The organism is Bacillus stratosphericus, from assembly GCF_020524495.1.
Taxonomy (GTDB): Bacteria; Bacillota; Bacilli; order Bacillales; family Bacillaceae; genus Bacillus; species Bacillus stratosphericus_B.
Map to the genome: position 1 here is coordinate 13,150 of NZ_JAIVLB010000021.1, position 12,409 is coordinate 25,558.

General features: G+C 40.2%; 16 protein-coding genes. 15 read left to right on the plus strand and 1 reads right to left on the minus strand.

Going from position 1 to position 12,409, the window contains the following annotated elements; translation table 11 throughout:
* The first annotated feature begins 238 nt into the window (after positions 1-238).
* From LC033_RS09925 to rsmA, 3 genes are all read left to right on the plus strand, one after another.
* Positions 239-1,441: a ubiquitin-like domain-containing protein gene (locus tag LC033_RS09925; RefSeq protein WP_226568095.1), complete on the plus strand. Its 1,203-nt coding sequence runs from the start codon at positions 239-241 to the stop codon at positions 1,439-1,441.
* Positions 1,442-1,600: 159 nt separating this feature from the next.
* Complete coding sequence (gene rnmV / locus LC033_RS09930; protein WP_226568096.1) at positions 1,601-2,161, plus strand: ribonuclease M5; 561 nt, start codon at positions 1,601-1,603, stop codon at positions 2,159-2,161.
* Positions 2,154-3,038 carry a 16S rRNA (adenine(1518)-N(6)/adenine(1519)-N(6))-dimethyltransferase RsmA gene (rsmA, locus tag LC033_RS09935; RefSeq protein ID WP_226568097.1) on the plus strand — a complete coding sequence of 295 codons (885 nt, stop codon included), beginning with the start codon at positions 2,154-2,156 and terminating at the stop codon, positions 3,036-3,038. Before rnmV ends, rsmA begins: the two co-directional genes overlap by 8 nt.
* Positions 3,039-3,127: 89 nt before the next feature.
* Here the strand turns inward: rsmA and LC033_RS17270 are convergent, their stop codons facing one another.
* Positions 3,128-3,244: an IS3 family transposase gene (locus LC033_RS17270; RefSeq protein WP_226568129.1), complete on the minus strand. Its 117-nt coding sequence runs from the start codon at positions 3,242-3,244 to the stop codon at positions 3,128-3,130.
* A gap of 280 nt (positions 3,245-3,524) precedes the next feature.
* On the opposite strand from LC033_RS17270, the gene yabG reads away from it, so the two are divergent.
* The 12 genes from yabG (at position 3,525) to fin (ending at position 12,368) form a co-directional block, all read left to right on the plus strand.
* Positions 3,525-4,409, plus strand: a complete 885-nt coding sequence (gene yabG, locus LC033_RS09945) for a sporulation peptidase YabG (RefSeq protein ID WP_226568130.1) — start codon at positions 3,525-3,527, stop codon at positions 4,407-4,409.
* 212 nt (positions 4,410-4,621) lie between these two features.
* A complete protein-coding gene (gene veg / locus LC033_RS09950) occupies positions 4,622-4,879 on the plus strand; it encodes a biofilm formation stimulator Veg (RefSeq protein WP_003217979.1) in 258 nt (85 codons plus the stop codon).
* 158 nt (positions 4,880-5,037) lie between these two features.
* On the plus strand, positions 5,038-5,223 hold the full coding sequence (locus LC033_RS09955; protein WP_226568098.1) for a small, acid-soluble spore protein, alpha/beta type: 186 nt from the start codon (positions 5,038-5,040) through the stop codon (positions 5,221-5,223).
* A 145-nt stretch (positions 5,224-5,368) separates the two neighbouring features.
* Positions 5,369-6,223 carry a 4-(cytidine 5'-diphospho)-2-C-methyl-D-erythritol kinase gene (ispE, locus tag LC033_RS09960; RefSeq protein WP_226568131.1) on the plus strand — a complete coding sequence of 285 codons (855 nt, stop codon included), beginning with the start codon at positions 5,369-5,371 and terminating at the stop codon, positions 6,221-6,223.
* 70 nt (positions 6,224-6,293) lie between these two features.
* Entirely contained in the window at positions 6,294-7,127 is an 834-nt protein-coding gene (gene purR / locus LC033_RS09965) for a pur operon repressor (RefSeq protein ID WP_226568099.1), read from the plus strand.
* 38 nt (positions 7,128-7,165) lie between these two features.
* Positions 7,166-7,543, plus strand: coding sequence for a 2-iminobutanoate/2-iminopropanoate deaminase (ridA, locus tag LC033_RS09970; RefSeq protein ID WP_226568100.1), 378 nt, complete (start codon positions 7,166-7,168; stop codon positions 7,541-7,543).
* 223 nt (positions 7,544-7,766) lie between these two features.
* Positions 7,767-8,063, plus strand: coding sequence for a septation regulator SpoVG (gene spoVG, locus LC033_RS09975; RefSeq protein WP_008357439.1), 297 nt, complete (start codon positions 7,767-7,769; stop codon positions 8,061-8,063).
* Positions 8,064-8,261: 198 nt separating this feature from the next.
* Positions 8,262-9,629, plus strand: a complete 1,368-nt coding sequence (glmU, locus tag LC033_RS09980) for a bifunctional UDP-N-acetylglucosamine diphosphorylase/glucosamine-1-phosphate N-acetyltransferase GlmU (RefSeq protein ID WP_226568101.1) — start codon at positions 8,262-8,264, stop codon at positions 9,627-9,629.
* Positions 9,630-9,654: 25 nt separating this feature from the next.
* A complete protein-coding gene (locus LC033_RS09985; protein WP_226568102.1) occupies positions 9,655-10,608 on the plus strand; it encodes a ribose-phosphate diphosphokinase in 954 nt (317 codons plus the stop codon).
* A gap of 139 nt (positions 10,609-10,747) precedes the next feature.
* Positions 10,748-11,374, plus strand: a complete 627-nt coding sequence (locus tag LC033_RS09990; protein WP_226568103.1) for a 50S ribosomal protein L25/general stress protein Ctc — start codon at positions 10,748-10,750, stop codon at positions 11,372-11,374.
* A gap of 140 nt (positions 11,375-11,514) precedes the next feature.
* Positions 11,515-12,081 (plus strand): aminoacyl-tRNA hydrolase, encoded by a 567-nt coding sequence (gene pth, locus LC033_RS09995; RefSeq protein WP_226568104.1) that lies wholly within the window; start codon positions 11,515-11,517, stop codon positions 12,079-12,081.
* A 56-nt stretch (positions 12,082-12,137) separates the two neighbouring features.
* Positions 12,138-12,368: an anti-sigma-F factor Fin gene (gene fin, locus LC033_RS10000; RefSeq protein WP_226568105.1), complete on the plus strand. Its 231-nt coding sequence runs from the start codon at positions 12,138-12,140 to the stop codon at positions 12,366-12,368.
* Positions 12,369-12,409: the final 41 nt, after the last annotated feature.

Below are 12,409 nucleotides of genomic sequence, written 5' to 3' on the forward strand. Positions count from 1 at the left end.
ATTATGTCAATCCTTGTTTAAGCTTGTCCAATTGTGAAACATAACGAAAAAGTTCTACACGTTTGCTACTCCTCATAGGATAAGTTGTCGATAAGTCTTTCTTCCCTTCCTTACATAAATCTCCCATAATAGGTATACGATCGAGCATTTTTGTACAGTGGGTGGAAGGGTTGACAGGTTTTGAGATACTCTATATAATCTCTCCGAGGAGAAGGAGGCGTTTTTCATCGTACAAAAAATGAAAAATCTGTTTTCTGTCAAGCTAGGAAAAGGCAAGGTTTTATTTTTAGTCGCTTGCTTGCTTTTAGCTGGAACTGGGACGGCTTACGGTGCGCATGAGTTCACTAAGCAGTCTATTACCATTTTAATAAATGGCAAAGAGAAGACAATTCGTACACATGAAGAGACAGTAGCACAGCTGCTTTCAGACCTTGGGATAAAGACCAGGGCGGAGGATCATATCTCTCCAAGTCTAAATACAAAGATTCAAGACAATATGAACATTGTGTATGATGCGGCTATACCGGTTCATCTTACCCTAGATGGGAAAGAGAAAACGATATGGACAACAGATCAGACGGTTGGAGCATTATTGAAGAATGAGAAGATAGATATTGGGAAGCACGATCAAGTGACTCCAGGAAAGAACGACAAGATTAAAAAAAATATGAATCTTGTGGTTCAGCAGGCCTTCCAGGTCAGCTTAAATGATGGAGGCAAGGATAAAAAAGTGTGGACCACTTCGACTACGGTCGCTGACTTTTTAAAGCAACAAGAGCTCAAGCTCAAGAAGCACGATAAGATCAAGCCTGCGTTACATAGTAACATTACTAAAAAAAGCGCAGATATTCAGATCACTCGGGTGGAAAAAGTTACCGATGTAGTGGAAGAGAAAATTGCTTTTGATACCAAACGTAAAATGGATCGTTCTCTTGAAAAAGGAAAAAAGAAAGTACTTGAAAAAGGTGAAGAAGGTAAATTGAAAAAGCACTATGCCATTGTGAAAGAAAACGGCAAAGTGGTGTCTAAAGAATTAATCAAAGAAGTAACTGAAAAACATAGCAAGGATCGTTTAGTGGCCATTGGTACACAAGTGTCCAAAAAGGAACCTAAAGCGTCCCCTGCGGTTGCAAGAAGCAATGAATCGTCAGGAAGAGAATTCTATGTGACGTCGACAGCTTATACAGCGAGCTGTTCTGGATGTACGGGCAGAACGTCTACAGGCTTTAATTTAAAAGCAAATCCGGGTGCAAAAGTGATAGCAGTTGATCCGAGTGTCATTCCGCTAGGCTCTAAAGTGTATGTGGAAGGCTATGGATATGCCGTCGCATCAGACACTGGATCTGCTATAAAAGCGAATAAAATTGATGTGTTCGTCCCTAGTAAGTCGGCAGCTTATCAATGGGGAAATAAACGAGTGAAAATTAGAGTGCTCAAATAAACACATCAAATCATTTATATGAACAGAGGGCTTTGCGCACCCTCTGTTTTTTTGGTTATAATAGAAGCACTGTTTTCTAATTAATTAGACGCAAAAACAGCATGAAAGGTTTCATTTTTTGACCAAAAATATTTTTTGTTTTTGCAAGCGGAGGAATAAATGAAAATCAAAGAAATCATTGTGGTGGAGGGTCGTGATGACACTGCCAGGGTGAAGATGGCCGTTGATGCAGATACGATTGAAACGAATGGATCTGCCATTGGCGACACAGTCATTCAACAAGTACGTCTTGCTCAGGAGACGCGAGGCGTCATTATTTTAACAGATCCCGATTTTCCAGGTGAAAAGATACGTAAAACCATCGCAGAAGCGGTTCCGGGCTGTAAGCACGCTTTTTTGCCAAAACATCGTGCCAAGGCGAAGCGTGACAAAGGAATTGGCGTCGAGCACGCTTCTTTGGACAGTATTCGGGAATGCCTTGCCCATGTCCATGAGGAAATGGAAGAATCGGGGAGCGACATTTCATTAGACGACTTATTCGACGCAGGCCTTATCGGAGGAGATGCTTCTAAACGACGCCGTGAACGACTTGGTGTGCTATTAAATATTGGATATACAAATGCAAAGCAGCTGCAAAAGCGCCTTCACATGTTTCAAATAACCAAACATGATTTTATTGTGGCCTTAAAGACCGTCATGCAGGAGGAAGCCGATGAATAAAGATATTGCGACACCCGTCAGAACAAAGGAAATATTGAAGAAGTACGGTTTCTTTTTTAAAAAGAGCTTAGGGCAGAACTTTTTAATTGATACAAATATTTTAGATCGCATTGTCGATCATGCTGAGATCACGGATGAAACGGGCGTTATTGAAATTGGGCCTGGTATCGGTGCGTTGACAGAACAGCTCGCTAAACGGGCAAAGAAAGTCACGGCTTTCGAAATCGATCAGCGCTTATTGCCGATTTTAAACGATACGCTTTCTCCATATGATAATGTCACGATTATTCATCAAGACGTATTGAAGGCTGATGTAAGAAAGGTTATTGAAGAAAATTTTGCTGACTGTAAAGAAGTGATGGTGGTAGCAAACCTTCCATACTACGTGACGACGCCAATTATTATGAAGTTGCTTGAAGAAAACCTTCCATTGAAAGGGATTGTGGTCATGCTGCAAAAAGAAGTAGCAGATCGAATGGCAGCTGTCCCTTCATCAAAGGAATACAACTCGTTGTCCATTGCGGTTCAATTTTATACGGAAACGAAAACGGTGATGGTTGTGCCTAAAACAGTTTTTGTTCCCCAGCCAAATGTGGATTCGGCAGTCATTAAACTAACCGTTCGTGAAACGCCTGCTGTCTCAGTAGAAAATGATGCGTTTTTCTTTCAACTCATTCGAGCGAGCTTTGGTCAGCGGCGGAAAACATTGATGAATAATCTAATGAACAATCTCCCTGATGGTAAGAAACATAAATCCCTCATTGAAGAAGCGCTTGAAACAGCCGACATCGATGGAAAGCGCCGCGGTGAATCATTATCAATCGAAGAATTTGCTCGTTTGTCGAACGTTTTACAAAAATCCCTACATTTGGTCTAATCCCTGTCAAGTAGACACATATAAAAAGCCTAAGCAGCCAGTGTGTGACGGTATTCTATCGGCGCACACTGGTTTAATTTTTTCTGGAATCAATCGTGATTATAGAATTGAATGTAATCTTCTATGCTTTTATGAAGCTCTTCCTCAGTTTGACACGAAGAAAAGTAAGCGTTCTCTGTTTTAAGATGTGAGAAAAAGGATTCGATTCAAACCCTTTGATTCTTAAACCATTTATAATACCCCGATCGTGATACTTTGGCGATACAGACCAGCCGTTCTTCCATAGTGTAACAGACGCTTATGAAAATTGGGCTTTTTACATGTATACTTAAAGGGGATCATATCACATTAAGTGCTTTTTTCTTTTGCTTTTCACCACTTCAACTATTCAGGCATAGGCTAGAAAGAACAGCACACATGAAAGACGAACATGTTCAACGCAAGACGATACCAACAGGATATGAGCCTGATTGTGGAGTGAAAAGCATGCAATTTCAAATAGGAGATATGGTGACGAGGGCATCCTATCAAATGGATATTATGTTTCGTATCATTCGAATTGATGAGACAGATCAGCACGAAGCCACCGCCATTTTGCATGGGAATGAAGTGAGGCTGATTGCTGATGCAAAGATGTCAGACTTGGTCTTGATACAAAAAGAGGAGCAACTGACAAGGGAGAAGGACGACGAACGGAAAATTAACGAATCGCTCGACTTACTCAGGCAGGATTATCAGTTGCTACGTGAAAAACAAGAGTATTATACATCTGGACAATATCAGCATCAGGAGCAGTATTTCCACATGCCTGGAAAGGTTCTCCATTTAGATGGAGATGCTTCATACTTAAAGAAATGTTTAGACGTATATAAAAGAATTGGTGTGCCTGTGTATGGTGTACATTGCCACGAAAAGAAAATGCCAAGCATGATTGACTCGTTAATTGATCATTATCGACCTGATATCTTGGTCATCACAGGACATGATGCGTATTCCAAACAAAAGGGCGGCGTAAATGATATCGGTGCATATCGCCATTCTCGTCATTTCGTTGAAACGGTTCAAAAAGCAAGAAAGAAAATTCCTCATTTAGATCAGCTCGTAATTTTTGCAGGTGCCTGTCAATCTCATTTTGAATCTTTGATCCAAGCAGGTGCCAATTTTGCAAGTTCACCTTCACGTGTCAACATCCATGCGCTCGACCCCGTCTATATTGTTGGGAAGATCAGCTTCACTCCATTTGTAGATCGAATCAACGTGTGGGATGTGCTACGAAATACATTAACAAGAGAAAAAGGTCTCGGAGGAATTGAAACGAAAGGTGTTTTAAGAGTAGGTATGCCATATAAAAGAGACCATGAATCGACATAACCCGACTGATTTCAGTCTGGTTTTTTTATGTTTTGAAAGAAATTTCATACCGATACATAATTCACCGGAATTTTGGGAAAATAGGGAGAAGAAAAGGTAGAAGTTTGTCAAAATTATTTTGTTGACAATGGCTCGTGTTCGTTGATATAATTTAATTTTTATTTGACAAAAATGGGCCGTTGTTGTATAATTATCTCAGTGAGGTGGATGCAATGGCGAAGACTTTGTCCGACATCAAAAGATCGCTTGATGGTAACCTAGGTAAACGTTTGACGTTAAAAGCTAACGGAGGCCGCCGAAAAACAATTGAGCGTTCGGGCATTTTAGCTGAAACGTACCCTTCTGTTTTTGTGATTCAATTAGATCAAGATGAGAATTCGTTTGAAAGAGTTTCTTACAGTTATGCAGATATACTGACTGAGACGGTCGAATTAACGTTCGACGATACTGCTAGCTCAGTCGCTTATTAATGGCAGTGAACTTCTCGTTTACTGCTTTTTGTTTTGCCTTTTTTCAGTAGGAGCTGTCCATTATTTAAAAGGGATAAAAGGAAAGATTCGATATAAAATAATAAAGCCACGAATGCAGTGGCAATGATTTTAATTCTCAATTAAAGGGGCTGTTTCGTTTGGGTAGACGCCGAGGCATTATGTCAGATGAGTTCAAATACGAGCTGGCGAAGGATCTTGGATTTTATGATACCGTCAAAAATGGAGGCTGGGGAGAAATTCGTGCGCGTGACGCAGGTAATATGGTCAAACGTGCCATTGAATTAGCTCAACAGCACATGGCTCAAAATGAGAATCAACGATAAATAAACGGGTCAGAGATACCTCGGGTGTCTCTGGCTTTTTTGATGAAAAGTAAGTGTGTTAGTCGCAAAAGCCAATATTCATCAGATCCATCAAATGTGATACAATATTGATACTTATGTTTAGATGGAGAAGTAGGTGAAATGTTTGCGTATTTTAGAAAAAGCACCGGCAAAAATTAACCTCTCACTTGATGTTCATGGAAAAAGACCGGATGGATATCATGAGGTAGAGATGGTGATGACAACAATAGACCTTGCAGATCGCATAGAGTTGACGGAGCTGGACAAGGATGAAATCCGTGTATCATCTCATAATCGATTTGTACCAGATGATCAGCGTAACTTGGCTTATCAGGCGGCTAAATTACTAAAAACAAGGTTCGGTATTCAAAAAGGAGTATCGATTGTCATTACAAAAGCAATTCCTGTCGCAGCAGGTTTAGCTGGGGGCAGCAGTGATGCGGCGGCAGCGCTTCGCGGTTTAAATCGTTTGTGGAAATTGAATCTCACGTTAGATGAACTAGCTGAGCTTGGAGCAGAAATCGGCTCAGATGTTTCTTTTTGTGTGCATGGAGGGACAGCACTAGCAACAGGTCGTGGAGAAAAACTAAAGCCTATTGCGTCACCACCACATTGCTGGGTTATTTTAGCGAAGCCGGTGATCGGGGTATCTACAGCTGAAGTCTATAGACAATATGATGCAAGCAAAGTAGAACACCCAAATGTACAGCGTATGATTGAAGCAATTGAAGCGAAAGATTATAAGGAGATGTGTGGTTCACTTGGTAATGTTCTGGAATCTGTGACATTAAAGATGTACCCAGAAGTAGACATGATTAAGAGACAGATGAAGCGTTTTGGTGCAGATGCTGTTTTAATGAGTGGTAGCGGACCAACTGTATTTGGCTTGATTCAATATGAATCTAAGGTACAGAGAATATATAACGGACTGAGAGGATTTTGTGATCAAGTTTATGCTGTCCGCCTGATCGGCGAATAAAATGTCCTTGATTAAATCCGTATATTAAGTTATATTATTCATAAATTATTCGGGTTCTGGGGGGGAGTTCATGAAGTTTCGTCGAAGCGGCAGGTTGGTGGACTTAACAAATTATTTGTTAACCCACCCGCACGTACTAGTACCGTTAACATTTTTTGCAGAGCGATATCAATCTGCGAAGTCCTCCATTAGTGAAGACTTAACGATTATTAAACAAACCTTCGAACAGCAGGGAATAGGCACATTGCTTACTGTACCTGGAGCAGCTGGCGGAGTGAAATATATTCCAAAGATTCACCTAGAAGAAGCGAATGAAGTCGTAAAAGATATAGGAAAGGCTTTATCTACTCCTGAACGTGTGCTTCCTGGCGGTTATTTATATTTAACCGATGTCTTAGGCAATCCATCGATTCTTTCAAAAATCGGTAAGCTTTTTGCGACCCTTTTTGCAGACCGTGCGATTGATATGGTCATGACCGTTGCGACGAAAGGGATTCCGATTGCCTATTCTGTTGCAGGTTACTTAAACGTGCCCGTTGTGATCGTTAGAAAAGACAACAAGGTAACCGAAGGATCAACTGTTAGTATTAATTATGCGTCAGGTTCTTCTAACCGAATTCAAACCATGTCACTTGCAAAGCGGAGCTTAGATAAAGGTTCCAATGTCCTTATTATTGATGACTTTATGAAAGCAGGCGGAACCATTAATGGCATGATGAATTTGCTTGGGGAATTTAATGCAAATGTCGCAGGAATCGGTGTTCTTTTAGAAGACGAAGGCGTAGATGAACGTCTTGTCGATGAATATATATCGTTGCTGAAGCTTTCAACCATTGATATGAAGCAGAAGATGATTGAGATCAATGAAGGCAATTTCCACGAGTTTTTTCATTCCAAAGCTTAACCTTTGATCAAACATGTATTTGAATGGGAGAGATTGATATGACAAAAGTTGTTCAAACCAAAAACGCACCAGCAGCCATTGGACCTTACTCTCAAGGGATTATTGTCAATAACATGTTTTACAGCTCAGGTCAAATTCCATTAACACCAGATGGAGATTTTATCAACGGAGATATTAAAGAACAAACACATCAAGTTTTCCATAATATTCAAGCTGTGCTTGAAGCAGCAGGTGCTTCATTTGAAACAGTCGTAAAGTCAACTGTTTTCATAAAAGATATGGAACAATTCGCTGAAGTAAATGAAGTTTATGGTGAGTATTTCCACACGCATAAGCCAGCTCGTTCATGTGTAGAAGTAGCAAGACTCCCAAAGAATGTGCTTGTAGAAATTGAAGTTGTTGCATTAGTGAAATAAACAGGCAGTCTCAATAAAAGCTGTTGGTTTCATTATATGCAGAAAAGGCATCATCATGATGTCTTTTTTTCACGCAGAAGATGTAAGTGCCGTCATTAGAATGACAAAAAATGTATAATTATCCCGATATTTCAAAAAAAGTTAAAAAAATTTGCAGGAGAATCACCACAATCGTTGAATACCTAATTAATGCTTTTATATTGGGAAAAGGTGGTGAACTACTGTGGAAGTTACTGACGTAAGATTACGCCGCGTGAATACCGATGGTCGCATGAGGGCGATTGCATCCATCACGCTGGATCACGAATTTGTTGTTCATGATATTCGTGTGATTGATGGAAATAATGGTTTGTTTGTTGCAATGCCTAGCAAACGCACGCCTGATGGGGAGTTTCGTGATATTGCACATCCAATTAACTCAAGCACTCGAGGTAAAATCCAAGATGCTGTTTTAAATGAATATCATCGCTTAGGCGAAGAAGAAGAAACAATCGAATATGAAGAAGCTGGAGCTTCTTAATCATATGTGATTCCCAAAAGACAGCTTTAAGAGAAAATGAAATGTTTTCTTTTAAATGCTGTCTTTTTTGCGTTTCTCCTCATGTTTCTTTGTGTTTTATTCATTAGAAAATTATTGTACTTCCTCAAGTATCCTTGAAATTGGCCCTTATTTAGGATATATTTTTCTATGGATAATAGGGATATTGGAGGCCAATCAATGGATAAGCGGTTCGCAGTGATTTTAGCAGCGGGAAAAGGAACGAGAATGAAGTCAAAGCTATACAAAGTACTTCATCCAGTATGCGGAAAACCAATGGTCGAGCATGTTGCAAATGAAGCGTTAAAGCTTTCTTTAGCTAAGCTTGTGACGATTGTCGGTCACGGAGCAGAGGACGTCAAGGAACAGCTTGGGGACAGAAGTGAATATGCACTTCAAGAAGAACAACTGGGAACAGCACATGCTGTCAAACAAGCAAAGTCGTTCCTTGCGCAGGAAAAGGGAACAACAATTGTCATTTGTGGAGATACGCCATTATTGACAGCGGAAACAATGGAAGCCATGTTAAGCGAGCATCAAAAACATCAAGCAAAAATCACTATTTTAACAGCACATGCGGATGATCCAACAGGCTATGGACGTATTATTCGTGACGAAACAGGTGCTGTTGTGAAGATAGTGGAGCATAAAGATGCGAATGATGCTGAACGTCAAGTCAATGAAATTAATACAGGGACCTATTGCTTTTCAAATGAAGATCTCTTCCGTGTGATTGAGCAAGTGTCGAATGAAAATGCACAAGGTGAATACTATCTACCAGATGTCATTGAAATTTTAAAGAATGAAGGGCAAACAGTTGCAGCTTATCAAACACCGCATTTTGAAGAAACACTTGGAGTCAATGATCGTATCGCTCTATCACAAGCAGAGCAATTCATGAAGCGACGTATTAATCATCAGCATATGAAGAATGGTGTAACCTTGATTGATCCTGAGAACACGTATATATCGCCAGAAGCTGTTATCGGTGAAGATACAATCATTTATCCTGGAACGGTCATCAAAGGGAATGTAAACATTGGTGCAGACACCACTATTGGGCCGAACACTGAAATTGTTGATAGCATCATCGGAGATCGGACAATGATTATGCAATCTGTTGTCTGTGATAGTGAAGTTGGAGTAGATGTGACAATTGGACCGTTTGCACATATTCGACCGTTGTCGAAAATTGGCGATCAAGTGAAGATCGGGAATTTTGTCGAAATTAAGAAAACGGTTTTCGGTGACCGCAGCAAAGCATCTCACCTGAGCTATATTGGAGATGCAGAGGTCGGAGCTGATGTAAACCTTGGCTGTGGATCAATTACAGTCAACTATGACGGGAAGAACAAATTCTTAACGAAGATTGAAGACGGCGCTTTTATTGGTTGTAATTCAAACCTTGTTGCACCAGTCACTGTCGGAAAAGGGGCATGCGTTGCAGCCGGTTCAACGGTCACAGAAGATGTGCCACAGGATGCATTGTCTATTGCTAGAGCAAGACAAGTCAATAAAGAAGATTATGTGAAAAATATTCATAAATAATAATCCAAATACCCGGAGGTTTACCATGTCTAATCGTTATGCTGATGCGAATTTAAAGATATTCTCTTTGAATTCAAACCCTGAACTTGCTAAAGAAATTGCCGAGCGTATCGGAGTTGATCTAGGAAAGAGCTCTGTTAAACGTTTTAGTGACGGTGAAGTCCAAATCAATATTGAAGAAAGTATTCGTGGCTGTGATTGTTATGTGATTCAATCAACAAGTGCGCCAGTCAATGAGCACATTATGGAACTGCTCATTATGGTTGATGCGCTAAAACGTGCTTCTGCGAAAACTGTCAACATTGTGATCCCTTATTACGGATATGCACGTCAAGATCGTAAAGCAAAACCTCGTGAGCCAATCACTGCGAAACTTTTTGCAAACTTACTTGAAACAGCAGGTGCTACACGTGTCATCGCACTTGATCTACATGCGCCGCAAATCCAAGGTTTCTTTGATATTCCAATCGATAACTTAATGGCTGTGCCAATCTTAACAAACTATTTCCAACAGAAAAACTTGAATGATATTGTCGTCGTGTCTCCTGACCACGGTGGTGTGACGCGTGCGCGTAAAATGGCAGACCACCTGAAAGCGCCAATCGCAATTATCGACAAACGTCGCCCGAAGCCAAACGTTGCTGAAGTCATGAACATCATTGGTAACATTGAAGGCAAAACGGCGATTCTGATTGATGATATCATTGATACAGCTGGTACCATTACACTAGCAGCAAATGCGCTTGTCGAAAATGGAGCGGCTGAAGTGTATGCTTGCTGTACTCACCCAGTATTGTCTGAACCAGCAGTAGAACGCATCACAAACTCTAAAATCAAAGAATTGGTTGTAACGAACAGTATTCACTTAACAGATGACAAGAAAGTAGATAAGTTCATTCCACTTTCAGTTGGGCCATTGCTTGCAGAAGCCATCATCCGTGTGCATGAAGAAGAATCTGTTAGCTTCCTCTTCAGCTAATTCTCTTATCAAAAAGGCCCTAGGCAGCAGCTTAGGGTCTCTTTTTGCTGTGATAAATGACAGCCAACTAGGTTTAAAATGATTCCGTTATGGGTATTGATGAAAGTAGTGACAAAAAAGAAATAGGATGGTGCTGAATATGGTAACTTTAAAAGCAAATAAAAGAACTGATTTCAAACGTTCCACACTGCAAAAAATCCGTCATTCAGGACACGTTCCTGGTGTCATATACGGAAAAAATACAGACAACCTAGCTGTTTCATTAGATAGCATCGATTTATTAAAGACATTACGTGATGAAGGGAAAAATACAATCATCACATTAGAAGTCAACGGTGAAACAAAGTCTGTGATGGTCACAGAATTACAAACAGATCCGTTGAAAAATGAGCTTGTCCACGCTGATTTCCAAGTGGTCGATTTTCAAAGAGATATTGACGCAGATGTACCTGTACAACTGATTGGCGAATCCAAAGGTGTAAAAGATGGCGGTGTGCTCCAGCAGCCACTATTTGAACTATCCATTACAGCCAAACCAAAGGATATTCCACAAAATATTGAAGCTGATATTACAAACTTAGATGTAAATGATGTACTAACAGTCGGTGATCTGTCTGTTCAAGCAACTTACCAAATTAATAACGATCCAGAAGAAGTCGTTGCATCTATCTTGCCACCTCAGCAATCCGAGGTTCCTAAACCAGATAGTGAAGAGGAAACCCAAGAACCTGAGGCCATTAAAGAAAAGGATGACAACGAAGAATAACTGGTCATTTAGAGACGTAACCCTCCCGTGGTTGCGTCTTTTGTGCTAGAATGAAAAGAATTCATACGTTTTTGCATGAGGCAATCATATGGCTCATTTTTTAGGCGTGTGCATGTGGGACAAAGGAGGTTATTGGTTTTATGATTGCATTCGTTGGATTGGGGAATCCAGGAAGAGAATATGAAAAAACAAGACATAATGTCGGATTTATGACAATAGATGAACTATCAAAAAAATGGAACATTCCATTAAATCAATCAAAATTTCAGGGACAATATGGAACTGGTTTTGTTTCGGGGCAAAAGGTTCTACTTGTTAAGCCTCTTACATATATGAACTTATCAGGAGAATGCGTGCGCCCACTTTTGGATTACTATGATATTCTCCTTGAACATTTGAAAGTCATCTATGATGATCTTGATTTACCAACTGGGCGGATTCGTTTGCGCACAAAGGGAAGTGCAGGAGGGCATAATGGGATTAAATCGTTGATCCAGCACTTAGGCTCACCTGAGTTTGACCGATTTCGCATTGGTATTGGCCGTCCGCAAAATGGCATGAAGGTCGTCGATTACGTACTAGGGCGCTTCTCGGAAGAGGAACAGTTTGACATCGCATCAGCCATTCAAGCGTCTGTTGAAGCTTGTGAGGCAGCTCTAACAAAGCCATTTTTAGAAGTGATGAATGATTTTAATAAAAAGGTATAAGAATGTTAAGCAAAGCACATACTGATCATAAATCTCAACATGGGAGGATCTCACGTATGGCTTTGCATTATTACTGCCGGCACTGTGGTGTAATGGTTGGGAGTTTAGATGAAATCGCTGTTCAAAGTGAAGCACTTGGGTTTCATCACTTAACAAATGAAGAAAGAAACGATATGATTTCTTATAAGGAAAATGGTGATTTACATGTACAAACCATTTGTGAGGATTGCCAAGAGGCACTCGAAAGAAATCCTGATTACCATCAGTATCATACATTTATTCAATAAAAAGCTTTGGTGTAGGATAATAGACCAAAGCGTTTTTCTGT